General features: G+C 70.4%; 18 protein-coding genes and 1 pseudogene. 8 read left to right on the forward strand and 11 right to left on the reverse strand.

Going from position 1 to position 24633, the window contains the following annotated elements; translation table 11 throughout:
* Positions 1–8: 8 nt before the first annotated feature.
* Together ACIRRY_RS09305 and ACIRRY_RS09310 are read right to left on the reverse strand one after the other, a co-directional pair.
* Positions 9–6341 carry a protein kinase gene (locus tag ACIRRY_RS09305; protein WP_403969712.1) on the reverse strand — a complete coding sequence of 2111 codons (6333 nt, stop codon included), beginning with the start codon at positions 6339–6341 and terminating at the stop codon, positions 9–11.
* 153 nt (positions 6342–6494) lie between these two features.
* A complete protein-coding gene (locus tag ACIRRY_RS09310) occupies positions 6495–6833 on the reverse strand; it encodes a hypothetical protein (protein WP_403969715.1) in 339 nt (112 codons plus the stop codon).
* A gap of 91 nt (positions 6834–6924) precedes the next feature.
* Between ACIRRY_RS09310 and ACIRRY_RS09315 the strand changes: the two genes are divergently transcribed.
* From ACIRRY_RS09315 to ACIRRY_RS09335, 5 genes are all read left to right on the forward strand, one after another.
* Positions 6925–7383, forward strand: coding sequence for a sigma-70 family RNA polymerase sigma factor (locus ACIRRY_RS09315; RefSeq protein WP_403969718.1), 459 nt, complete (start codon positions 6925–6927; stop codon positions 7381–7383).
* 739 nt (positions 7384–8122) lie between these two features.
* On the forward strand, positions 8123–11473 hold the full coding sequence (locus tag ACIRRY_RS09320) for a nitrate- and nitrite sensing domain-containing protein (protein ID WP_403969721.1): 3351 nt from the start codon (positions 8123–8125) through the stop codon (positions 11471–11473).
* Positions 11470–11910 (forward strand): roadblock/LC7 domain-containing protein, encoded by a 441-nt coding sequence (locus tag ACIRRY_RS09325; protein ID WP_403969724.1) that lies wholly within the window; start codon positions 11470–11472, stop codon positions 11908–11910. The genes ACIRRY_RS09320 and ACIRRY_RS09325 overlap by 4 nt, the downstream gene beginning before the upstream one ends.
* On the forward strand, positions 11907–12281 hold the full coding sequence (locus ACIRRY_RS09330; RefSeq protein WP_403969728.1) for a DUF742 domain-containing protein: 375 nt from the start codon (positions 11907–11909) through the stop codon (positions 12279–12281). The genes ACIRRY_RS09325 and ACIRRY_RS09330 overlap by 4 nt, the downstream gene beginning before the upstream one ends.
* Positions 12262–12879 carry a GTP-binding protein gene (locus ACIRRY_RS09335; RefSeq protein ID WP_403969731.1) on the forward strand — a complete coding sequence of 206 codons (618 nt, stop codon included), beginning with the start codon at positions 12262–12264 and terminating at the stop codon, positions 12877–12879. Before ACIRRY_RS09330 ends, ACIRRY_RS09335 begins: the two co-directional genes overlap by 20 nt.
* 32 nt (positions 12880–12911) lie before the next feature.
* On the opposite strand, the gene ACIRRY_RS09340 is transcribed toward ACIRRY_RS09335, so the two are convergent.
* The 5 genes from ACIRRY_RS09340 to ACIRRY_RS09360 all read right to left on the reverse strand — a co-directional run bounded on the left by ACIRRY_RS09340 (position 12912) and on the right by ACIRRY_RS09360 (position 17114).
* Complete coding sequence (locus ACIRRY_RS09340; protein WP_403969734.1) at positions 12912–13373, reverse strand: DUF4232 domain-containing protein; 462 nt, start codon at positions 13371–13373, stop codon at positions 12912–12914.
* A 304-nt stretch (positions 13374–13677) separates the two neighbouring features.
* Complete coding sequence (locus ACIRRY_RS09345) at positions 13678–14556, reverse strand: NAD(P)-dependent oxidoreductase (protein ID WP_403969737.1); 879 nt, start codon at positions 14554–14556, stop codon at positions 13678–13680.
* Positions 14557–14656: 100 nt separating this feature from the next.
* Complete coding sequence (locus tag ACIRRY_RS09350) at positions 14657–16072, reverse strand: hypothetical protein (protein WP_403969740.1); 1416 nt, start codon at positions 16070–16072, stop codon at positions 14657–14659.
* 37 nt (positions 16073–16109) lie between these two features.
* A complete protein-coding gene (locus tag ACIRRY_RS09355; RefSeq protein WP_403969743.1) occupies positions 16110–16502 on the reverse strand; it encodes a MazG-like family protein in 393 nt (130 codons plus the stop codon).
* A 42-nt stretch (positions 16503–16544) separates the two neighbouring features.
* Positions 16545–17114: a DoxX family protein gene (locus ACIRRY_RS09360; protein WP_403969746.1), complete on the reverse strand. Its 570-nt coding sequence runs from the start codon at positions 17112–17114 to the stop codon at positions 16545–16547.
* Positions 17115–17261: 147 nt separating this feature from the next.
* On the opposite strand from ACIRRY_RS09360, the gene ACIRRY_RS09365 reads away from it, so the two are divergent.
* Together ACIRRY_RS09365 and ACIRRY_RS09370 are read left to right on the forward strand one after the other, a co-directional pair.
* A complete protein-coding gene (locus ACIRRY_RS09365; protein WP_403969749.1) occupies positions 17262–17588 on the forward strand; it encodes a nuclear transport factor 2 family protein in 327 nt (108 codons plus the stop codon).
* A gap of 74 nt (positions 17589–17662) precedes the next feature.
* Complete coding sequence (locus ACIRRY_RS09370) at positions 17663–18652, forward strand: aldo/keto reductase (protein ID WP_403969752.1); 990 nt, start codon at positions 17663–17665, stop codon at positions 18650–18652.
* Between the two features lie 443 nt (positions 18653–19095).
* Here the strand turns inward: ACIRRY_RS09370 and ACIRRY_RS09375 are convergent, their stop codons facing one another.
* Together ACIRRY_RS09375 and ACIRRY_RS09380 are read right to left on the reverse strand one after the other, a co-directional pair.
* Complete coding sequence (locus ACIRRY_RS09375; RefSeq protein WP_403969755.1) at positions 19096–19848, reverse strand: ABC transporter ATP-binding protein; 753 nt, start codon at positions 19846–19848, stop codon at positions 19096–19098.
* A gap of 130 nt (positions 19849–19978) precedes the next feature.
* Positions 19979–21457, reverse strand: coding sequence for an ABC transporter permease (locus ACIRRY_RS09380; RefSeq protein ID WP_403969758.1), 1479 nt, complete (start codon positions 21455–21457; stop codon positions 19979–19981).
* A 275-nt stretch (positions 21458–21732) separates the two neighbouring features.
* Between ACIRRY_RS09380 and ACIRRY_RS09385 the strand changes: the two genes are divergently transcribed.
* Complete coding sequence (locus ACIRRY_RS09385) at positions 21733–22950, forward strand: D-alanyl-D-alanine carboxypeptidase family protein (RefSeq protein ID WP_403969761.1); 1218 nt, start codon at positions 21733–21735, stop codon at positions 22948–22950.
* Between the two features lie 216 nt (positions 22951–23166).
* Here the strand turns inward: ACIRRY_RS09385 and ACIRRY_RS09390 are convergent.
* Both ACIRRY_RS09390 and ACIRRY_RS09395 read right to left on the reverse strand, forming a co-directional pair.
* Positions 23167–23574 (reverse strand): annotated as a pseudogene (locus ACIRRY_RS09390) (SDR family oxidoreductase); the annotation flags it as partial.
* Between the two features lie 16 nt (positions 23575–23590).
* Complete coding sequence (locus tag ACIRRY_RS09395) at positions 23591–24589, reverse strand: Gfo/Idh/MocA family protein (protein ID WP_403969764.1); 999 nt, start codon at positions 24587–24589, stop codon at positions 23591–23593.
* Positions 24590–24633: the final 44 nt, after the last annotated feature.

The raw sequence follows: 24633 nt of genomic DNA on the forward strand, positions 1-24633 counted from the left end.
AGGGCGGGTCAGCCGGCGGCGGGGGAGCCGAAGTACTGGGCATGGGCGGTGGCGATGGCGTCCCAGTCACCGCCGTGCGGAAAGCGGATGACGTCCCAACTGGCGTTGAACAGGCGTTCCTCGGCATCCTCGTCGCGCAGGGCGTCCTGCTCCCGCGCCGGCGAGTCCACGAAGACGGCGACGCTCACACCGGGCAGCCGGTACACATAGTCGGGCATCGCGTTGGCCTCGGTGAGAAAAGTGCCGGTCTCGTCCGGCGGCCGTAGCCCGCGTGCCTTGGCCCAGCCCAGGAAGTCTCCCTTGGCGGCGAGTTCGGAGGCCGACGACTCCACGGTCGTGGGCGCGGCGGGAGACACGGCGAGCAGGCGGCGGTACTGCTCCGAGCGCGACTCGCCGCGGGCCTCCCGCCGCGCCGTGGCCGACGCCAGCCGCACCAGCAGGTGGGCCACCGTGTGCCGGTTGACGAGCGCGTGGTTGAGCTGGTTGCCGTACGTCAGCAGGCAGTCGTAGCAGCCCAGCGCGCAGGCTCGGCCGGGGCGGTGCTTCTCGCCGCCCTCGTCCTCGCCCTGCGCGCCGAAGTGGCAGATTTCCAGGGCTCGTTGGGCCGCCTTCGCCAAGGCGTCGTCCTCCGCCTGGAGACGGCGCAGTACGCCCGCACCGCCCTCGGCCGCCTCGGTGAACAGGATGCGGCCACGCGGTCCGTCGTCCGGCGGCAGCAGCTCGCTGGACAGTTCGGCGTCCTCCAGCTCGAACGCGGCCTCGATGCCCCGCTCCAGCGCGTACATCAGGGTCAGCGCGATCGGCTCGGGCAACGGCTCGTCGAGGGTGAGCACGAGGATGTTGCGGCGGTCCTCCACGTACGGGATGACGCGCTTCTTGCGCCGCCGCTCGTTGCCTTCCGTGTCGATCACCGGCAGTTCGCTGGAGTCGCCGGACGCCTCGGATGCGTCCTTGTCGTTCATCCAGCGGCCGTCCGCCAAGTCCAGCCAGTAGCCCGCCGGTTCGTCGCTCTTGGCGCGCACCCGGCCGGTGTTGGTGATCCGGATCGTCGCCGAGTCGCCGTACGCGAGCTGGGCGATCCGGCCGCCGGAGGTGTCGGTGACCGACGCCTCCAGGCGGCCCTTGTCGGCGGCGTCGCGCTTGGGGAAGCGGTACGACGTCTCCAGCTTGAAGCCGGCGCGACGGCGCTCCTCCTCGTCGGAGGAGATCCGCTCGCGGCGGGTGGTGTACACCGTGTGCAGTTGCAGCAGGCCGTAAGTCGCCGAGCCCAGCGGCTCGTTGCAGAAGCCGCAGCGGTCCTCGCGGTCCTCCGGAGGATGGTGGTAGCCGCAGTGCGCGCAACGGCGGGCCTCGCCGGTGGTCAGCTCGCCGCTGGAGTCTGGCGGCAGCTGGATACGCGTCACCTGATAGCGGGCGCCCTCGTGGTAGATCAGGGCACCCGGGCCGAACTCGCGGATCGCGAGGAAGCGGGGCCGTTGGAGGTAGTCGCCGTCACCGCGGCGGCGGCCGATTGTCGGGATGTACGCGGCGAGTGGGAGGCGCGGGAAGCTGTAACCAGGGAGGAAGCCCTCGGAGGCCAGGTAGCGGTACGGATTGAAGTCGGAGAGCACGGACTTGTTGTCGACGCTCTCGTTCATCAGCAGGTTCAGCTGTGTCCATGCCTCGCGCTGGCGGGTGTTGGCCCGCTTGCGGTCCCCGTCCGCGAGGCCGTAGTCGATACGGCGCTCACTCTGGGTGTAGTAGTCCTTCAGCGCGGCACGGAACAGACTGCGCCAGCGCTCGAAGGCATGGTCGAAGCGTCCCTGCACCGAGCGGACCTTGTCCTCGATCCAGTCGTCGTGCCACCAGGTTGTCTCGGCGAACTTGGAGAGCAGGGGCCCGAACACCTGCCGTGAGGCGTCGATGGTGCGGCGCCGGGCACTCTCGTCGAGAGAGGCGGCGAAGATGTCGGGGAGGAGCTCCAGGGTCGGTGTCGTGTGCGCACCGCTGTCCGGAGCAGGCACCTCAAGGACGTCGGACATGGCCCGGCCCAGCTTGAGACCCGCCTCGGCGATCCAGATGCCCTGGAGGTGGGAGAGGACCAGATCCTCGTTGGCCAGATCCAGGCGGGGCGGGGCGACCGCACCCGCCACCATACGATCCGAGCGGCGGAAGTAGTACTGGTCGTGGCTGTTGCCGGTCGCGCAGTACGTGGTGACCAGCGCGGGCTGACCGCTACGGCCGGCCCGGCCCGAGCGCTGCGCGTAGTTCGCGGGTGTGGGCGGGACGTTGCGCATCATCACCGCGTTCAGCGAGGAGATGTCGACGCCCAGCTCCATCGTGGGGGAGCAGTACAGGAGCTTCAACTCCGCCTTGCGGAAGGCCTCTTCGCGCTCCTGCCGGTCCTGGGGGGACACCTGGGCGGTGTGCTCGCGGGCGAACAGACCGGACAGCGCGCCCGCCGCGTCCTTGTACAGGTCCCGGAAGAACGTGTTCACGCGGGGGCCGTCGCCGCTCTGGTACGTGCGCGTCAACGGGTCGTGTGTCCCCGTTTCGCCCCTGCCCGCGCGCCACACGAGCGACTGCGCGGCCACCCGGTAGCCCGTCGCGGCGGGAGTCGTGGACCTGCGGTAGCGGCCCGCGCGCTGCGGGGCGACCTCCACCTCCTTCACCAGGCCGGCCTTGGTCAGCACCTTCAGCAACTCCACGATCACCAGCTGGAGATCGGCCTGGTCGAGGTCCTTGAAGGAACGGTCCGAGCGCCCCAGGTACTTGCCGAACTTGCCGCGCGCCGACAGGAACAGTCCCGATCGGTCCATGCCCGGACGGGAGGGGTGCGGATACGCGGTACCGATCCGTGGCTTGTCGGCGGCCGACAACAACCACGGGTCGACGAGCCGTTCCTCGCTCGCTCGCTGCAAGGAGTCGAAGACGTCGTCGCGGAAGTACGACACGTCGATGGCCAGCGACCGGCGCATCTCGTTCAGCAGCGCCTTCATGATCTCGGCCCGCAGGGCGGGGTCGGCGTCCCGCAGCGCCGCATGGGTGGTGGCCCACCGATCCTGCTTGGCCGCCACCCATTCCAGGTCCTCGTAGTCGATCTCCAGCAGGCCCGTCTGCTCCAGGTTCGGCATCGTGATACGCCAGCCGCGTTCAAGATCCAGATACAGCCGGAAGGCGATCACATCGCGGAGCGTCCGGGCCGCGTTGCCGGCCAGTGACGGCGGCAGATCCGCCTCGCCCGTGTAGTCCGCGGGGTCGATGGCGAGCGCGTTCGTCACCGTCGACGCCAGCTCCTCGTGGTGCAGGCCGGCGTCACCCGAGTCCAGCGCCGCCCGGTACAGAGCCCCGCGCAACTGCGTGATCTGCACGAAGTCGTTGAAGTGACCGGCCTGGAGAGAGGCGTCCTGACGGTTGTCGACGAACGTCAGGAGCTTGCGCGCCTCCTTCTCCAGCGCCTCCTCGGGCACCGACTTCAGCGACCGTACGACCGACGCCGAGATCAGCGAGGTCGCGGAGGAACGGCCCTCCTGGTCCAGCGTCGCCAGCTTCGCGAAGTCCCGGCCGCGCGTCTGCTCGTAGGCGACCCCGCAGTGCAGACAGAAGAGGAAGGGGGACGGGATGAACGCGGCCTTGAGCTCACCCCGGCCCTCGTGGCCGAGAGGGTCGACGGAGACGGCACGGGGCACTCGGTCGCGGTACGACTTCTTCACGACCTCCTGGCCCTTCTCGTCCAACTCCAGCCAGGACTCGGGCAGTCGGCGATCGTCCACCGCGTACTGGAGCGCGGCCGGCCACTCCCGTTCATGGTCGACGTACAGATAGCCGTCGCCCTGCCGTCCGCCCGTCGCGGAGGTGTCCCGGCGTGCCTCGTACCGGAATTCGCCGTCCTTCTCGGTCCGCCACACCGTCAGATACTCCTGGCCGCACTCCCGGCAGAACGCGAGCGGCATCAGCAACTTGCCGCTCTTGTCCGGCTTTTCGAGCTGGTAGGCGCGGGTGAGGTAGCGGGAGAGTTTGTCCTCCAAGGTGACGTAGACGGTGTCGCCTTTGGAGAGGAACTGGTGCAACCGGAACGCGAACAACGGCCTTTCGGTCACCGGGTGGCGGGCCTGTGAACCGGCCTCCAGAGTGGCCCGGATCGCCTTGGCACACACCTCCTCGTCGACCCCGGACTGCTCGTGCAGCTCCGCCGCCGCGTCCTCGATCCGCGCGGGCTTGCGACGTACGAGCTGTCCTGTCGTCTTGTCCGTGGCCAGGCCGAAGCGGGTCTCGATCCAGCGGGCCAGCGGATCGCGTACCAGATCGTCGTACGCGCGCGGAGCGGCAGGGGAGTTGAGACGCTCGGCGGGTACGGTGTCGGGCGTGTCGTGGGTCGCCCGGACGAGGGTTTCGCCGATGACGTGCTCGGGCCGGACCGACGTACCGAACAAGGTGCTCGCCACGTCGGCGACGACCTTCTTCTGGTCCTCCACCGTGCCCTCGGTCGACATGGTCGCGGACGTCCCGATGCACTGCAGATCCTGCGCCTGGCACGCTTCGCGGACCCGGCGGATCAGCAGCGCCACGTCGGCGCCCTGGCGGCCGCGGTAGGTGTGGAGTTCATCGAAGACCAGGAACTCCAGGCCCCGCGCCATGTTGATCAGGCTCGCCCGGTCGGCGGGGCGGGTCAGCATCAGTTCGAGCATCACGTAGTTGGTGAGCAGGATGTCCGGCGGGTTGTCGCGGATCTCCTTGCGCTTCTCGTCGTCCTCCTGACCCGTGTAGCGGGCGAAGGTGACCGGCTCGCGACCCGCGCCGTACCCGTCGCGCAGATACTTCTCCAGCTCCTTGAGCTGGCTGTTGGCAAGCGCGTTCATCGGATACACGATGATCGCCCGCACCCTCCCCCAGCCTCCGGCCGGGGGTGCCCCCATGCGGGCGTTGGGTCCTTCGGCGTCCCGTTCGTACAGCACCTTGTTCACGATGGGCACGATGTAGGCGAGCGACTTTCCGGAGCCCGTGCCGGTTGTCAGTACGTACGACGCACCGGACGCTGCGGCGTCTAGGGCCTCACGCTGGTGCTGGTGGAGCGTCAGCGGACGCCCGTCGGGGACGGTGCCGCCCTCGGTCTTCTTGGCCTGGAAGATGCGGGCGCATTCGTCGTGGAGCACCTTCTGCCCGGCCAGCTCCGCCACCGTGCCGCCACCCCGGAAAAAGGGGTTGAGTGACAGCCAGGGGTTCGGCCACTGCGACTTGTTCTCCAGGTCCTCCTCGACGAATGCGGCGATCCGTTCGTCGCGGATCACCGTGCCGCCCTTGGTGAAGGAGTGGTAGTCCTCGATGAGCTTCTCGTGGACGCGGAAGACATCCATACCGGTGGCGGAAGCGGTGCCGGGCGCGGCCTGGGGAGCGGGCGCCGGACGCTCGGGCACCTGTGGGGCGGCGGAGGGGCGGAGGGGGAGGACCGGGTCCATGGCGGCCCAGTGCGGCAGTTGCGAGGCTTCCTCACCGGCGAGCGCCAGTGGCAGCAGAGCGTCACGGACCGCCACTGCGTCCGCCGGCCGATCTGCCGGATCCTTGGCGAGCAGGCGGTGCACGAGGCGGGCGAACTCGACGGGGATCGCACTGCGGATCGCGGCCACGGGGGTCGGGTCCTCGCCGGTGTGCTTGCGTGCGAGCTCGTACGGGGACTCGCTGGTGAACGGCGGTACCCCCACGAGCATTTCGTACAGCACACAGCCCAGTGCGTAGAGATCGGCGGCCTGTGTCACCTGCTTGGCCTCGAACTGCTCGGGGGCCATGTAACGAGCCGTCCCGACACTGACCCCCGTGCTGGTCAGCCGGGCCTCGTCCGGGTCGTCGACGATGCGGCCCATACCGAAGTCGAGGACCTTGACCGTGCCGCCGTGGGTGAGCATGACGTTGGCGGGCTTCAGGTCGCGGTGCACGATGCCGGCGGTGTGGGCGGCGGAGAGGCCGTCGGCGATCTGGGCGCCGATCGCGGCGGCCCAGGCGAGCGGAAGCTGCGGCTCCTCCTCGATCAGATCGCGAAGCGTCTCCCCGTCCAGGAGCTCCATCGCGAGATAGGGGAGACCGCCGCTGTCCGCGGCGATACCGCCGGCGATCAGCCGCGTGAGGTTCCGGTGGCGCAGTCGGCGCATGATCCGCACTTCGCGATCGAAACGCTGAACAGCCTTGGGATCTCCGCCGGTGTCGATCTGGATGCCGGTGCGGCGGCGCAGGATGGTCTTGACGGCGACCGCGCGGTCGGGGGATCCCTGGGTGGCCTGAAGATCCTCGGCCTGGTGGACCTCCCCCATGTTGCCTCTGCCGATGACGCGCCCGATACGGAATCTGCCGTCGACCAGCTCGTGGCTCACTGCCGCTCCTTCTTCCTCTTTGCCCGGCTCCATGACGGAACTCGCCCCCTGACCTGCTGACGCACGGTCCATCGTGTCAGAACGGAGAGTGCAACTTCCGTGACTGTACACGAAGTCCGGCAGGAAATGCCTTGTGTGCATCTGTTGACATCGTCAACGCTCTAGCTCTATCGCCATCGGTGAAATGAGCCTGGGGGCACCATGAGAGCTCAATCCATCGGCGGGGCGGGCGTGTTCGGCGTGAAGGCCGCCCTGGTCGAGCTGCTGGCGCGGCTTCGGCATGCTGCAGTGAACGGTGTCGTACCGGAACGCGTCTTCGCGGAGAGCGTGCGCGCGCTGGAACTCGGCGACGCCGAGCGGGAGCGGTTGCGGGACGAGCCGGCTCGATTGGGCCTGCTCGTGCAAGGGGTCCACCTGCACACAGACGCGGACAGTGCGAGCGCCGAAAAGGTTGCACGATTTCGTGAAGAAAATGTGTTCCCTGGTGTTCATGCGGTGCGAGTGCTGCTGGCGCGCTATGCCGACGCCGAGGGGTATGTGACGGCACGGGCCGTGGACGGAGTGGCCCGGCTGGCCGGGCTCGATGCCAGGGAAACGGCGGAACTGCACGCCGAGGCCCGACTGCGGCAGGCCGAGCTGTGCGGTCTGCCTCCCGGCCACATCAGAGTCCGCGCGCGACTGTCTGGTCGTCCACAACCAGCGACTCGCGCACTCGATCCTGCGCGGCTACCTGGAGCAGGGGCTGGAGTACGACGACTTGTTCCAGCACGCGGTGCTGGGCCTGATGAAGGCTGCTCGGAAGTTCGATCCGGCCAGGGGGTACAAGTTCTCGACGTATGCCACGTGGTGGGTTCGGCAGACGATCGTCGTCATCCCCGACACACATAGGGATGCCGCGGTCGATCCCACCTCGGCTGCCCTGCGCATGACGTACTACGTCCTGGCCACTCGTGCGCGACATGAACTCCACTTGGCGTATGAGGGCGACACCGAGCCACCTCTGTGCGCACAGGTGGGGTCCGGATATTTGTTGCGGGGCTGACGCGACCTGCGGCTATCGACTCCGCTCCGGGATCGTCGAGGCCGAGACGTCCGAGGCGCGCTACCGACTGCCGTCCCGACAGGCCGGCTGGGCATGCACTCAGGGCCACCTGCGACGGCGGGCCAGGTCTGCCTGAGTGTTGCTCGGTCTCACGGTGGTGCGGCGCAGCATGGAACGACCCCTGAACTTGATGGAGTTGATGTGCATGAGCCGTGTTTATGCTGTGAACTTGGTCACATCTGTTCCCGTGTCGGGGTGCCGGCCCCGGCGTCCTCCCGGCACCCCTGACGTCCCCCGAATCACCCTCTCCCCCTCGCCTCACCGTGGGTAGTCAGCCAAAACGTCTTCGTGGCCGAGGAGTTGGAGTGGGCGGAGTCGAGCTGTCTACGCGCATAGTGTTCCGGGTGGCCTAAACCTCTGTGCCTAACGGGATTTGTGGGTTCCCTTGACCCGGATCGGATGGCTCGGTTTCATAACTCACCAACTGCGCGGGGGGCTCGGGCGCCCGTCGTGAATCCGCAGGGTGTCTTTGGCGTTCCTGGCGTGCTGTGCCGTCAACTCCCCAGTGTGTGCAGGCGTGTTGACGTGTCCGGCTGCCCGTCTGGATATGTCGCGCGCCACCCCGGAAAGGAAATACGCCGGTGTCGCAGTTCTTCACCGCAGCTCCTCCTCTCTGCCGTGCCATCGGGTGCCGGTGGGCGAGGTGAGCCGACATCGGGGTACACCCGCGCAGACGGAGGTGGGAGTAAAGACAGGCCGGGGGCGCAGTATCCGCGCTTCGCTCATCACCCTCGCGGTGGTGCCGGCGGCGGCGATGGTCCTGCTGTGGGTCAGTGGTTCGTACGCGCTCTTCGACCAGTGGAACAACGCCAACAGCGTCGGGCAGGCGGCGAAGACCACGTATGCCCTGGTGCCGGCGGTCGGCGAGTTCCAGAAGGAACGGCAGCTGACGATCAGCCTGTTGGCCTCGCACGGCAGCTCCACCGCCCTTGAGGCGCAGCGGCGCCGGACGGACGCCGTACTCGCCGGGTTCCGCAAGGCGGATTCCGCTTCCGACGGTGTGGGATCGGCGCAGTACCGGGCCCAGTTGACCATCGTACGGGAGCGGCTCACCCGGCTGGCCACCGAACGGACCGCGGTCGACGGCGGGAAGGCCACCCGGCAGGACGCCTACACCGTCTACTCCGACGCCGTGGCGTCGGTGTTGAACCTCTTCGGCATGCTGAGCGTCGACGCGGGCGACGCGGCCACCGCGGCCGGCGCCGGCCACGCCCTGGCGTTCCTGCGCGGGGCGGAGGCGCTCACGCAGGAGGAGTCGATCCTCGGCGGAGTCGCCGGGTCCGGGAAGCTGAGCGTTCAGGAACGGTCGGAGCTGGCGGATGCCGAGGCCGTCCGGGACTCCGTGCTGTCCAACGAGGTGGAGCCCTACCTGCCCACCGACCTGGGCGCGCAGTTGGGCAAGGCAATGAGCGGCTCGGACTGGACCGCCATGGCGGCCTTTGAGAAGACCGTCGGTACGGCGTCCGCCGCGCACGACGGCACGATCGCCGTGCCCTCCGTCCCGGCCGCCCGCGCCGCCGCCCCGGGGCGCGTGTCCGGCGCGGTACAGGCCGTGGAGGGCCAGTACCTGGGCAAGGTCACCAAGGACTCCGCGCACCGGACCCACATGGTGCTCGTCAAGGCGATGTCGGGCAGCGTCGTCGCGTTGGCCGCCGTACTGGCCGTGGCCCTGCTGTCCTGGCGCATCACCCGCTCCCTCCTCGGCCGCATGTCCGGGCTGCGTACGGCGACCCTCGAACTCGCCGACGAACGGCTGCCCGAACTGATCACCCGGCTGCGTACCCAGGGCAAGCGTGCCGAACTCGACGACCTGCCCGAACTCGACTTCGGCACCGACGAGTTGGGCAAGGTCGCGGAGGCGTTCAACAGCGCCCAGCGGACCGCCGTGAGCGTCGCGCTGGAGCAGGCCTCGCTGCGCGAGGGGGCGCGGCTGGTGTTCCACAACATGTCGCGCCGTATCCAGCTCCTCGTGCACCGGCAGCTCACGGTGATCGACTCCATGGAGCGCAAGGAGCAGGACCCCGAACTCCTCTCCGATCTCTACCGAGTTGACCACCTCGCCACCCGGATGCGCCGCAACGCGGAGAGCCTGACCGTGCTGTCGGGTGCGGCACCCCGGCGCCGTTGGAAGCACGCGGTGCCGCTCGCGGATCTGCTGCGCAGCGCGGTGTCCGAGATCGAGGGCTACGCCCGGGTCGTGGTCGAACCCCTGCCGCCGATCGCGGTGTTGGGACCCGCGGTCGGCGACACGATCCACCTCATGGCCGAACTCATCGAGAACGGCGTGACGTTCTCCCCTCCGCACACCGAAGTCCGGGTACGGGCACTGCCGGTGGCGCAGGGGTACGCCGTCGAGGTCGAGGACCGCGGGCTCGGCCTCTCGGTCGACGAGTACGCGGCGGCGAACGAACTCCTGCACCACCCCAAGGACTTCAGCTTCACCACACTCGGCGAGGACCCGCGCCTGGGCCTCTTCACGGTCGGCCACCTCGCCCAACGCCACGGCGTCACCGTCAGCCTCCAGGCCTCCTCCTACGGCGGCTCCCTCGCCGTCGTGGTCCTCCCGCACGCCCTCACGGAGTCGGCGGCGGACACGCTCCCGCCCACGCTGGACGCGAGGGCGGAACGGCATCTGGCTTCGGTCGCGGGATCGGCGACGGGGTCGGGGCCGGGCGCCGGTTCGGGAACGGGTGCAGGGTCGGGCTCGGTGACCGGTCTGACGATGGGTCCAGGGCAGGGGCAGGGATCAGGGTCAGGCTCGGGCAACGGTTCGGGCAGGGGTTCGGCCGCCGGGCTGGCCACAGGGCCCGGCACCGGTTCCGTGACCGGTCCGGTCACCGGTTCGGGACGCGGTGGCGTGACGGCCGGCGGCATGCCGATGCGCGTCCGCACCCGCCCTGGATCGCAGGCCCAGCCGACGTCCGGCTCGGGAGGCTCGGCGAGGACGTCAGGAAGCTCCGGGGGCACCCGTGAGACCGGGGCCTCCGCGGCCTTCCCCGAGTCCGGGCCGGCGGCGGACTTCCGCGACTCCGGTCTGTCTTCGGACTTCCGTACGCCAGGGTCCTCCCCGGACTTCCGTACGGCCGGACCCGCCGGGGACGCCCACACGGCCGACCCCTTCGGGGACCCGGGCGAGGCGGGACCGTTCGCGGATTCCCGTGAGGCGGGGTCCTTCGCGGACTCGCGCGAGACCGGCTCCTCGGCAGGCCCTCGTGCAGGCGGCCCCTTCGAGGGCACTCGCGACACCGAGCCGTCGGCAGAGCGCCGTGCTGCCGGATTCCCGGCGGACTCGCGTGAGGCCGGGGCGTTCGGGGACTCGCGTGAGTCTGGACCGTTCGCGGACTCCCGCGAGGCCGGCTCCTCAGCCGGCCCCCGTGCGGGCAGCCCCTACGCAGGCGCCCGTGATGCTGGCGCCGGCGCAGGCCCCGGTGCGGGTAGCCCCTACGCAGGCGCCCGTGATCCTGGCGCCGGCGCAGGCCGCGGTGCCGATGGACCCGCCGCAGGCCCTGGTGCCGACGGGTCCCCCGCAAGCCGCCGTGCAGATGGAGCACCCGCAGGCACCCGGGGTCTCGTTTCCTTCCCGCACTCCCGTGTCTCTGGCGCCTCTGCCACCTCTGGCACCTCCGGATCCCCCTCAGACCCTCACCCTCACACCCCGGCCGCCCCTTCCTCCAGCCCCCGCATCGGCGCCGGCGGCGGTTCCAGCCGGCTTCCTCGGCGGGTGCGGCAGGCACACCTCGCTCCGCAGTTGCGGGCGCGGCCGTCGGAGGCGGACGGGGAGTACGGGGCGGGGCGGGAGGCCGAACGGCGGCCGGAGCAGGCGCGGTCGATGCTGGCCGCGTTGCGGGACGGCACCCGTCGGGCCCGCGCGGAGGAAGTGCCCGCGCCCGCCTGGCCCGCGTCACTGCGCGGCGACGTCCCCCGGCCCCCGGCACCGCGACCGGAGGCCCCCGCGCCGACCTGGAACACGGCCCCGCCCGAGCGGCGTCAGTTGCCCACCCGTCCCCGTCCGACAAGGAACAACCCATGACTGCGCCCAACACCACGCACGGCGGCGGACTGGCCTGGCTGCTGGACAACCTGATCGAGCGGATCCCCGAGACCCTGCACGCCATCGTCCTCTCGGAGGACGGCCTGCTCGTCGGCTCCTCCGAACGGCTCGCGCAGGACGACGCCGAGCAACTCGCCGCCATTTCCTCGGGAGTTCACTCGCTCGCGCTCGGCACCAGCCGCCACTTCGGCGGTGGCCGGGTGCAGCAGACCGTCATCGAGATGGACGACCTTTTCCTCTTCGTCACCACCGCCGGCGGCGGCGCCCGCCTCGCCGTACTCGCCACCTCCCAGGTGGACGTCGGCAACGTCGGCTACGAGATGACCATGGTCGTACGGCAGGTGGGGCAGTTCCTCAGCGCGCCCCCGCGGTTCCCGGAGTACAGCGGCGCTCCCTTCGCGGGTGAGCATGAATGAGACATTGGTCCGAGGAAGACCCGTGGGAGGACGAGGAACCCGCCCTGCTCGTCCGCCCGTACACGGTCACCGGCGGCCGCACCCCGACCTTCCACTCCGGTATCGAACTGATCACCCTGATCAGCACCGTCCGGCCGCCGACCCGCGACCAGCGCCTCCAGCCCGAACAGAACCGGCTGCTCGCGCTCTGCCGTGCACCCACCGCGTTGGTGGAGGTCGCCGCCCGGCTCGATCAACCCGTCGCGGTCATACGGGTGTTGCTCGATGACCTCCTGGACAACGAACTCGTCTCCGTCTCCCCGCCCGCCGCGGCCGGTACCCCCGACGCCCGTTTCCTCCAGGCAGTGATCGATGGCATTCGTAGAATCTGACCGCCGCTCCACCACGGTCGCGCCCAACGCCGCCACGGCCAAGATCCTCGTCGCGGGCGGCTTCGGCGTCGGCAAGACCACGCTCGTCGGCGCCATCAGCGAGACCACACCCCTGCGTACCGAGGAACTCATCACCGAGGCCAGCGTCGGTGTCGACAACCTCGCCGGGGTGGAGCAGAAGACCACGACCACGGTCGCCATGGACTTCGGCCGGATCACGCTCAGTTCGGCCCTCGTGGTCTATCTCTTCGGGGCCCCCGGGCAGGACCGGTTCTGGTTCATGTGGGACGACCTGTCCCGCGGCGCGCTCGGTGCGGTCGTCCTCGCGGACACCCGGCGGCTGGAGAACTGCTTCCCGTCCGTCGACTTCTTCGAGCACCGCGGCATCCCCTTCGCCGTGGGCGTCAACTGCTTCAACGGCATCTGCGAAGAGGACCCCGAGGAGATCCGCGCGGCACTGGACCTCGCCCCCGACATACCGCTCGTCCTCTGCGACGCCCGCGACCGGGAGTCGGTGAAGACGGTGCTGCTAGCCCTGCTCGAACACGTCATGCGGGGGCTGGCGTTCGAGGCGTCGGGCGACCGCCAGTCGGTGTAGCCGCACCGCCGCACGCCACTACGACCGTACGGTCATGAGGGCTTCGTCGCCGTCACGGCCGTCGCGGTCAGCGTGCCGTCGCACTCCGCGAACTGCCCGTCGTCCAGCGCGACTTGGTGTGCGCCGGCGCCGGGCAGTCCGATCACCATGGTCGGGTAGACGACCGGTGCCGAACCGGACGCGCAGTAGCCGTCCCCCTCGCCCTGCACCTGTACGAAGGTCAGCTTCAGCCAGGCCCGGCCGCCCGGGGCGAGTCGCACGGGGGAGGCGGAGCCGACGGGGGTGACCTGGAGGGGGACGTTGAGCTCCGGGGAGCCGTTCGCCGCGCCGGCGACGGTGGGGTGACCCTGGAGAGTGCAGGGCCTGGCTGCGGTGTTGGTGAACCGCACGATCGCCGCGCCGGTGCCGGTGCCCTGCGGTCGGTCGGCGGCCTGATAGGCGCTCACCGCAAGGGAGTTGGCCGCGCAGGCCTTCACCGCGGAGCCCGCGGGCACAGACGCGCCCGTGGACCCGGATGCGCCCGTGGCCCCGGAGGAAGCAGGAGATCCGGTGCCAGTGCCAGTGCCAGTGCCAGTGCCAGTGTCGGTGCCGGTGTCGGTCGGCTGACATCCCGTCACCACGAACACCGCCGCCGACACCACGGCCAGCGCCACCACGCCCCCACGGATGCTGCTCTTCTGCATGACGTCCCCCGAACTCGCCGCGTACGGACCGGCTCTCACCGGTACTCGCGGAGAGAGACAGGTCCGCCGCACCCGGGGTTTCGCCAACGCACGGGCTGTGACGCAATAGTGACGCTCAGTCGAAGCTGGCGAAGTAGGCCGCCGCCATGTCCTCGTCGCCGTGCCCCTGCGCCGCCGCCCGCGCGAACCGCTCCGCGCCGGCCGCCGCCACATCCAGCCGTACGCCGTTGGCCGCGCCGGCCTGCACGATCAGCCGGGCGTCCTTCTCGGCCGTCGTGACCGCGAAACTCGCCGGAGTGAGCTGGCCGCCCAGGATCGCGGCCGACTTGGCGTGCAGATAGCCCATGTCGAGGGGGCCGCCCGCGATGAGGTCGAGGAAGCTCTGCGGGTTCACGTCCAGGGCCTTGGAGAGGGCCAGCGCCTCGCCCGCCGCGTTCGTCACGGCCAGCACCCAACTGTTGGCGACCAGCTTCAGCCGGGTCGCCGTCGCCGCCGCGCCCTCCTCGCCCACCCACATCGTGCGGGCGCCGACCGCGTCGAAGACCGGGGTCACCGTCGCGCGGCCACTTTCCGGGCCCGCCGCCAGCACCGTCAACTGCCCTGCCTCGGCGGGCTGTCGGGTGCCGAGGACGGGGGCGTCGTAGAAGACGAGGTCGTGCCGGTTCGCGAACTCGGCCAGTTCGCCCACCGATTCGAGGCCCGAGGTCGTCGACTGGATCCACGCGGCGCCGGGACGCAGAGCGGGCGCGGCCTCGCGCATCACCTCCAGGACGGTGTCACCGTCGTAGAGCATCGTGAGGATCACGTCCGCGTCCCGCACCGCCTCCGCCACCGTGTCGGTGACGTGCGCGCCGTCGCCGGACAGCGGGTCCGCCTTGGCGCGGGTCCGGTTCCAGACATGGACGGTGTGCCCGGCGCGGACGAGATTGCGGGCCATCGCGGCGCCCATGATGCCGGTGCCCAGAACGCCTACGGTCAGCTTTTCGGAGGTCATGACTCGGCTTTCGTCCTCGACGGTGTTGTCGAGGACCAGGGTGCCAGGGTGACGCGCGCCCGGCCTCCCGGCCGGGCGCGCCATTCAAAGGCTTCGCCCGTCAGCCGGTGACCGTGAACCACGTCGAGCGCGACTTCTGCCACTCGGGGTGGGAGAGATCCTTCGCCTCGGTGTCGTCGCCGTACAGGTCGGCCGCGCCGTCGTCGGTGATCAGTTGGGCGCGGGCGCCCGAGGTCGTCAGGTCGGGGACGTCCACCACCGCCTCCCACGCGCCCGGGTCCGTGGTCGGCAGGTCGCGCAGCTTGAGCGGCTTGTCGGTGGGGCTGCCGGTCCAGGAGTAGAGGGCGTACGGGTCGGAGTTGTCGTCGGCGGCCCAGGAACCGGCGACGATCAGGTACTGGTTCGCCGCGTTCTTGCGGATGTCCCGCACCGACAGGCCGCCGAGGTCCAGTTCGATCGGTGTGCCGAAGGTCGCCGCCGTCCCGTTCGCCACCACCTTGTCGATGTTCGTGACGGGGACCAGGAGCGCCTTGCCGCCTGTCACCGCCGGGGCGAGCGGCGCGCGGAAGCCGAGGTACGCCGTCGTCGTCGAACCCGGCGCGAACTCCAGTCCCTCCACATTGAATCCGTTGATCTCCTTGGGGACCTGGCCGTCCGCCGTGCCCGCCGCGAAGCCGTACCGGTTGCCGTTCGCCTTGTCCCACGCCACCAGGTTGTCGCGCAGCTTGCCGTACGAACTGCCGTAGGAGAGCGCCGTGTTGGCCCCGCTGCCGGTCACCTTCGTGGTGAAGACCGTGTTGCGGGCCGCCTTGTACTCGCCGTCCTTGTTGTTGCCCAGCGAGCCGGTCCAGTAGATCGTGTCGCCGACGCGGGCCGCGCCCTCGATGTCGATCTCCTTGGAGACGTCGATGTCGTCGCTGAAGTCCCAGGTCCTGACCGGCGCCCCGGAGGCCGAACGGTCGTACAGGCGAAGGACGTTGGACTCGTCGTCCGCCACGACGACATAGCCGCCGCCCACGTCGACCGCGGCGGACGCGTCGCTGGAGCCGGTGAAGTAGCGGGTGTCGGCGGGCTGTTGGACGGAGGCCGAGGCCGCGTAGTGGAGGGTCTTCGTCGCGGTCTTGCCGCCGAGGCCCGTGACCTTCACCGTCAGGTCGGTGTAGCCCTGCGCGGCTGCCGCGACGGCGAGTCGACGGGTCGCGCCGGTGCCGCTGACGGTCACCGCGCTCGTCGGCGCCACGGACGTCTTGCTGCTCTTGCCGGCCGCGACCGTCAACGCGCCGACGTCCGCGCCGCTCTGAGCGACCGTCACCTGGACCGTCGGATCACCGACCGCGCCCACCGCGCCCGACAGGTACGTGGCCGAGAGGGAGATGGTCGGCGTGCCGTAACTCGCCGCGTGCGCCTGGGTGTCGATGCCCAGGCCGAGGGCGGCGAGGGCGAGGCAGGTGCCCGCCACGGCGACCGTCCTGCGCCCACCGGAGAAAACTCCGTTGGGGAAAACGTAGTCCTGCACTGGGACCCCTTCGTCGGCTCGGTGTCGACGAGAAGGCTCAGCGGATCTCACCAACTCCGCGCGGCCCGGGCGGGTCCTGAGGGTGAACAACGGCGGACGGGCCGAGGGAGCGTTCCATGACCCGGGCCAGATGGCGGCTGAAGACCTCCTGCGTGTCGGGGGTCAGCGTGCGCAGCGCCACCAGCGCGGTGATGACGACGTCGCACAGTTCGCCCTGGACGTCGTCCCAGGTGTGGGAGACGCCCTTGCGCGGGTTCTGGCCGGTCGCGCCGATCACCGCCTGGGCGACCTCACCGACCTCCTCGGACAGCTTCAGGATGCGTAGGAGGAGTCCCTCCCGGCCGTCGAGGGGACGGTTCGTGTCCACCCAGGTCCACAGGTCCTCGATGCCGGCCCAGAGGTCGACGGGCTGGTCCTTCTGATCACTCATGGACCCAGCCTGCCAGCACGGCCCTGCTCGTCGGACCGCCTCCTACTTGCCGAAGACCGCGTCCGCCTCGTCGAACAACGTCTCCTGCCCGGACTCCGCCGCCGCCTCCCGCACCCGCCGGTTCCGCAGCCCCACCACCACGGCCGTCGCCGCCCCCGTCACCGCGAGCGCCGCCGGCACCATCCAGCCCCGGTTCACCGCGTGCCCGAGCGCGTGGTCCAGGGAGAGCCGGCCCGGGCCTGTGACCGCGAGACCGGCCGCGGTCAGGGCGAGGGAGGCCGCGTACTCGTAGCCGCCGCCCGCCGCGAAGAAGCCGTTGGGCGCGTGCACGGCGGTCGCGCCCACCATCGCGCCGGCCGCCGCCGCACCCGCCGCCGGGGTCGCCAGACCCAGTGCGAGGAGGGCGCCGCCGCCCGTCTCCGCGAGGCCCGCCATCGTGGCGCTCTGCCTGCCGGGGGAGTAGCCCATCATCTCCATGGCCGCGCCGGTCCCCTCGATCCCGCCGCCGCCGAACCAGCCGAACAGCTTCTGCGAGCCGTGCGCGGCCAGCACGCCGCCGGTACCCAGCCGGAGCAGCAGCAGGCCCAGATCTTGTCGGTCGTAACAGGTCACGGTGACTCCCTGGACGGACGGCGGGGACGGGCCCCCGGCGGTGCCCCCCCCGACGTCCCTCCACGGTCGCACCTCCGACCTGCGGCGGGCCCCCGCAGACCGCCGTTCGGGTGGCGGGCCCCCGGGAACGGTGTGAGTCTGACCGGCATGACGATTCAACCGGCCAAACTCAGCGACCCGGCCGTCCGGGCCTTCGTCGGCGCCGTCAACGCCCATGACCGCGAGGCGTTCCTGGCGCTTCTCACGCCGGACGCGACGATGGCGGACGACGGTTCCGACCGTGACCTCGGCGACTGGATCGACCGGGAGATCTTCTCCTCCCACGGTCACATGGAGGTCGAGCGCGAGTCGAACGACGGCCGTTCCCTCGTCGCCAACTACGCCAACGACACCTGGGGCGAGATGCGCACCGCGTGGCGTTTCACGGTCGGCGAGGACGGCAGGATCGCCCGCTTCGAGACCGGGCAGGCCTGACCGCCGTAAAAGGCGTCGCGCCGATGTGAAAACCCTTGCCCTGAAGTGCGCTCCAACTCCTAGTGTCCGCAGGCATGGAGACGAACAGCAGGACCCTGGGACGCAGTGGCATCGACGTGAGCGCTCTCGGCTTCGGCTGCTGGGCGATCGGCGGCGAGTGGCAGGACACGAGCGGGCAGCCGCTCGGCTGGGGCAAGGTCGACGACGAGGAGTCCGTACGGGCGATCCGGCGCGCCCTCGACCTGGGGGTGACCTTCTTCGACACCGCCGACACCTACGGCGCGGGGCACAGCGAACGCGTCCTCGGCCGCGCGCTCGGCAAGCGCCGGGACGACGTGGTCCTCGCCACCAAGTGGGGCAACGTCTTCGACGAGGAGACCCGCACCCTCACCGGCGCCGACGACTCCCCGGAGTACGCCCGCCGAGCCCTGCGGGCCTCCCTGAGCCGCCTCGACACCGACCACGTCGACCTGTACCAGCTCCACCTCTCCGACGCCGATCCCGAGCGCGCCGCCCAACTCCGCGACCAGTGCGAGGAGTTCGTGCGCGAGGGACTGATCCGGGCCTACGCCTGGAGCACCGACGACCCGGCCCGCGCCGCCGTGTTCGCGGAGGGGGAGCACTGCGCGGCCGTACAGCACGCGGCGAACGTGTTGCAGGACGCGCCCGACATGTTCACCCTGTGCGAGGAGTTGGGGCTCGCCAGCATCAACCGCAGCCCGCTCGCGATGGGTCTGCTCACCGGAAAGCAGGCGGTGGGGCGGGAGTTGGAGCCCGGGGACATCCGCAACACGCCCCCGGCCTGGATGCAGGGCTTCAAGCAGGGCGACGGCGCCGACGGCGACTGGGTCGCCCGCGTCGACGCCCTGCGCGAGATCCTCACCTCCGACGGCCGCACCCCCTCCCAGGGCGCCCTCGCCTGGCTGTGGGCCCGCAGCCCCCGCACCGTACCGATCCCGGGCTTCCGCTCGGTCGCGCAGGCGGAGCAGAACGCGGGCGCCATCGCGAAGGGGCCGCTCACAGCGAGCCAGTTGGCGGAGGTGGACCGGGTGCTGGGGCGCTGAGCATCTCAACGGGGTGACGACAGCGGGCGGTTGGTCATGTCGTAAGGGATCGGGGGCTTGGCGGCGGGGGAGCGGCTCAGTGGCGGGCAGGCGGGCAGGCGGGCAGGCGGTCGGCCTCGGCCGGACGGGGACGCGGGTCTGGACGCACAAAGACCGCTCACTGCCGGGCAGTTGGGGGCGGACGGGATGCCGGGGCGGCGGGCGGCGCAACGGGGCGGCGGCAGCGGGCGGCTTGGGTTCGGTCGTAGGGGAGTGCGGGCGCGGCGGCGGAAGAGCGGCTCGCCGCCGGGCGGGCGGTCCAGGCCTCGTGCGAACGTGGGCGTGCACGCCCAAGGGCCGCTCACCGCCGCGCAGTCGGTCGGCGTCGACCAGGTGCTCGGGTGGGTGAGCGGCCCTTGCGGGACCGGACAGGTGGGCACGCGGGCCCGGTTGAGGCGTGGGGCTCAGTAGCCCTGGTTGCCGTACTGCGCGTACTGCTGGTCGGCCTCGTTCCGCTGGGGGGCGAACTGGCCGGTGCCGCGGCCCTGTTCGGTGAGGGTGATCTGGCCGGCCTTGATGGTCGCGAGGCGCGGGGCGCGGCGGGCGATCGACGAGTCGTGGGTGACCATGATGAAGGTCAGCCCGTACTCGTGCCACAGGCCTTCGAGCAGGCCCATGATGTCGTCGCGGGTGCCCTCGTCGAGGTTGCCGGTGGGCTCGTCGGCGAGGAGCACCTTCGGCTTCTTGACCAGCGCGCGGGCGATCGCGACGCGCTGCTGCTGGCCGCCGGAGAGCTCGGACGGGGCGTGCTTGAGGCGGTCGCCGAGGCCGACCGAGGTCAGCGCCTCGGCCGCCCGCTCGCGGCGCTCGGCCGGCTTGACGCCGAGCGGGACCAGGGCCGTCTCCACGTTCTCCTGCGCGGTGAGCGTCGGGATGAGGTTGAAGGACTGGAAGATGATGCCGATCTTCTCGGCCCGCAGCCGGGTCAGCTTGGCCTCGCTGATGGTGGCGAGGTTGACGCCGTCCAGCTCGACACTGCCCTCGGAGGGGCGGTCCAGGCCGCCGATCATCTGCAGCAGCGTCGACTTGCCGCCGCCGGTGGGGCCCTGGATGACGAGCTGGTCGCCGTCCTCGATCGTGAGGTCGACGCCGCGCAGCGCCTCGACCGTCTCCTTGCCCCGCGAGTAGCGCTTGGTGACGCCGGTGAGCTTGTACATGGGATCTCCGTCGTGAAGAACGTCTGTGAAGAGGAGAGGCGGGGCGCCGCCGCCCGGGGGGAACGGTGGCGGCGCCCCGGTTCGGGGGTGCGGCGCTCCACGACGGAGGCCGCACGGTGACAGCCGCCGTCTACGACACGCTGCGCAGGGCGTCCGCCGGCCGCATCCGGGAGGCACGCCAGCCGCCCATCGCACCGGCGATCAGACCGCCGGTGACGGCCAGGCCCACCGCGAGGGCGATCGTGGTCAGCGAGACCGGCGCGTTGAGCGCGATCTCCAGGGTGTTGGAGGTGGCCTGCTGGCCGGGACCGCCCTGGCCGCCACCACCGGGACCGCCGCCCTGGCCGCCACCGCCGGTGGAGCCGAGCTGCGCGGTCAGCTTGGGGCTGATCGCGGTGACCGCGTAGGCCGCCGCGAGACCGAGCGCGATACCGAGACCGCCGCCGATCAGACCGTTGACCATGGACTCGCCGACGACCTGCCGGGTCACCTTGCGGCTCGGCCAGCCGAGCGCCTTCAGCGTGCCGAACTCACGCACCCGGCGGGACACCGCCGAGGAGGTCAGCAGCGCGGCCACCAGGAACGCGGCGATCAGCACCGCGATCGACAGCCACTTGCCCACGCTGGTCGCCAGGTTGGAGGCGGTGGACAGCGAACCGGACACGGTGGACGCGAGATCGGCGGAGGTGGTGACCGTCGTACCCGAGATGTTCTTCTGGATCGTCGTCTTGACGGCCGAGATCTGCTTGGAGTCGGTCGCCTTGACGTAGATCGTGGTGACCTTGTCCTTCGAGTCGCCCAGCGTCTGCGCCTGCTTCAGCGGCAGGTACACGTCGACCGTGGACTCGCTGCTGTTGGGCGTCGCGATGCCGATGACCGTGAACTTGGTGCCGGAGATCGAGAAGGTCGAACCGACCTTGTACTTCTTCGACTTGGCGTACGACGCGCTGACGACGGCGACCTTCGCGTTGGTCTGCGCGGTCGTGAACGTCTTGCCGGAGGTGATCTTCGACGTGGACAGCGGGCCGAGCGTCTGGTCGGTGACGTCGATGCCGGCGACCGAGTACGAGTTCACGTTGAAGTTGGCGCCGCCGCCCTGGACCTGCGGCGCGCCGGTGCTGCTGGTTCCGCCACCGCCGCCGGGGCCGCCCTGCTGCGAGGAACCCGAACTGCCGGACGTGGTGGAGGACTTGGCCTTGCCCTGGGTGAAGGAGCCGTCGACCTTGGTGACGTTCAGTGTGAGCGAGCCGACCGCGGCGGACACGCCCTTCTGCGAGCCGACCTTGGTGACCAGGGAGGACGCGAGGACCTGACCGCCCTGCGTGTTCACCCGGTCCGAGCTCTGCGAACTGCTGGTGGAGGTGCCGCCGAACTTGAAGCTGGGACCCTGCGAGCTGCCGGCCTTGGGGGCCGACTGCGCCTTGGTCACGGTCATGTCGGTTCCGAGACCGTAAAGAGACTTGAGGACCTTGTCCTGAGCCTGACTCATGCCGGCCGACACCGAGTTGACGGTGATGACCAGCGCGATACCGAGCGCCAGACCCATGGCGATGACCAGGGCCGCCTTCTTGCGCCGGCTCAGCTCGCGCTTGAGATAGATGCCAAACATCCCATTCCCCAAAGGTTCTTGGCGCCCGCTGTGGGCGCGGCCACAAGCTATGGAGAAAGCTTTGAGTCGTCCTGAGTAAGGGATGTGTGTGAGCTGAGAAAAAGACGCCCGAAATCAGAATTGTGTCAGACAGCTCATTCCTAAGCCGTCGAGGGCCTCCTGCCAGGAAACCCCTGTTCAATGGCCTGTTGGTGTGGGGTCCCGCGCCTTCACTCCGACACTTTTTCGCCACCCCCGCCGTGCACCGCCCCACCCTGATTTTGTACGGTCCCGGGATGCGCGATTCCTCTCGGCTCACCCGGCGTGCCGCTCTCGGCCTGACCGCCGCCGCTCTTCCCCTGGCGGCGGCCGCACCCGCGTCCGCGGCGACGGTGATAGGCGGTGAGCGGCTGGCCCGCGACGGGATCCAGGTGGGCGACGCCACCGGTCTGCCCAAGAAGCTCACCGCCCGCTCCTGGATCGTCGCCGACCACAGGACGGGCGAGGTGCTCGCCTCGTACCGCGCGCATCAGCGGCTCGCGCCCGCGTCCACGCTGAAGATGCTGTTCGCCGACACCGTGCTCGGCAAGTTCGAGCGGACCCGCACCTACCGGGCCACCGACGCGGACCTCGCCGACGTCCCCTCCGGCTCCAGCATGGTCGGCGTCAAGCCCGGAATCCTGTACACCGTCCACCAGTTGTGGCAGGGCGTCTTCCTCCGCTCCGGCAACGACGCCGTGCATGTGCTGTCCCACATGAACGGCGGCATCGCGGCGACGGTGGCCGAGATGCAGGCCAAGGCGAAGGACCTCCAGGCCCTGGACACGCATGTGGTGAGCCCGGACGGCTTCGACCACCCCGGGCAGCTCTCCTCGGCGTACGACCTCACGCTCTTCGCCCGGCACGGGCTGCACGACGCCGACTTCAGCGCGTACTGCTCCACCAGGACCGCGAACTTCCCGGCCGGCGGCAAGAAGACCTTCCAGATCCAGAACACCGACCGCCTGCTCACCGGCGCCTACGGTCTGGGCACGTACCCGGGCATCATCGGCGTGAAGAACGGCTACACCAGCCACGCCGGCAACACCTTCACCGGCGCCGCCACCCGTGGCGGCCGCACCCTCCTGGTGACCGTGATGCACCCCGCGAACGGCGGCAACGAGGTCTACAAGGAGACCGCCGCGCTCCTCGACTGGGGCTTCGGCAAAGGGAGTTCGGCCCGCGCCGTGGGCACACTGGTCGATCCGCTGAGCGAGGGCGGCGCGACCGCGAGCCCGACACCGTCGGGGAAGGGCGCCAAGGGCGCGCCGGGCGCCGGTGCTTCGGGGGCCTCGTCGGCGGACGGTTCCTCGCCCTGGCGGCTGCTGGAAGGCGCGGCGGGGGCGGTCGTGGTGCTCGCGGGCGGCGCGTTCGCGCTGCGCAGGCGCCGGGCGGCCGTGGCGGCGGCGAAGGCCGGGACCGAAGGGTCCGAGCCCGAGCCGGAGCCCAAGACCGAAGAGAAGCAAGGGAGTTGAACTGTGCGACAGCCGTTCCACCGCCCGGTGTGAAACCTCGCGGTCCGACGCGAGGCCCACCCCCACCCGGGCGATGGAACGACTGTCGCCTCCCCCCTCGGTGTGGCCGCGGAAGCTCAGTGCCCAACTGTGAAGCTTTGGTGGAGAAGAGTTGAGCATAAGTCAGTAACCGGGCGCAATGGTGCGGACGGTCAAATTCCGTTTGTGCAACTTGCCTCAGCCACGGCCCACATACGGCATCGAGGTCGCCAACACCGTCGCGAACTGCACATTCGCCGCCAACGGCAGCTCCGCCATGTGCCGCACGGTGCGCGCCACATCCGCGACATCCATCACCGGTTCCGGGGCCACCACCCCGTTCGCCTGCAACGCCCCGGTCTCCATCCGCCGCGTCATGTCGGTCGCCGCGTTCCCGATGCCGATCTGCCCGACCGCGATCGAGTACGGCCGCCCGTCCAGCGAAAGGGACTTGGTGAGCCCCGTCAGCGCGTGCTTGGTCGCGGTGTAGGCCACGGAGTGCGGCCTGGGCGCGTGCGCGGAGATCGACCCGTTGTTGATGATCCGCCCGCCCTGCGGCACCCGCTCCTTCATCCGCCGGTACCGACACCCTGCACATAGGAACCCGGCGTCACACCTCGCGTCACCCCTCCTGCGGGTACCGCACCCGGATCCGCTCCCGCACCGCGTCCAGCGTGCGCATCACCGCGAGCGTGCCCTCCAGCGGCACCAGCGGTGACTCGGTCTCGCCGGCCCGCAGTGCCCGCATCACCTCGGACGCCTCGTGCCGCAGCGTGTTGCGCGGTCCGTCCGCCGGGTCGAGGACGAACTCCTCGGGGTCACGGCCGTCCCGGTGCAGCGCGAACCGCTCCGGGTGGAAGAAGCCGTCCGGGATGTCGATCCGGCCCAGCGAACCGGTCACCGACGCCGAGGTCCCCGTACCGCCGACGATCGAGCAGTGCAGCGCCGCCAGCGCGCCGCTGTCCCAGGAGAACAGGGCCGCGGTCTGGAGATCGGCGCCCTCGGGGGAGAGCACGGCCGACGCCTTGATGTCGGCGGGCTCACCGAGCAGCAGATGCGCGAACGACACCGGGTACACCCCGAGGTCCAGCAACGCGCCGCCGCCCTGCGCCGGATCGCGCAGCCGGTGCGCGGGCGGGAACGGTCCGGCAAGCCCGAAGTCGGCCTGGATCGTGCGCACTTCACCGATCGCGCCGTCGTCGACGAGCGCCTTCAGCCGCCGTACCAGCGGATTGCAGTACATCCACATGGCCTCCATCAGGAAGCTGCCACGCGCCCTCGCCAGTTCCACAAGTTCCGTGGCCTCACGGGAGTTGAGGGTGAAGGCCTTCTCGACGAGCACGTTCCGCCCGGCCTCCAGACAGAGACCGGCCGCCGCGCGGTGCGCCGAGTGCGGGGTGGCGACGTAGACGACATCGATGTCCCCGTCCGCCGCCAGCGCGTCCCAGTCGCCGTAGGCCCGCTCGATCCCGAACCGTTCCGCGAAGGCCTTCGCCGAGGGCTCCGTCCGCGAGGCCACCGCGACCACCTCGGCGTCCGGCAGATCGACCAGCGCCGCCGTGAACGCGGCGGCGATCCCGCCGGTCGCCAGGACTCCCCAGCGCACGTTCTCTTCCGTCATCGTGGTCCCACCCTCGCTCACCAGTACCTCGGCACCCTGTACGA

The sequence above is a fragment of the Streptomyces sp. NPDC101776 genome, from assembly GCF_044766845.1.
GTDB lineage: Bacteria > Actinomycetota > Actinomycetes > Streptomycetales > Streptomycetaceae > Streptomyces.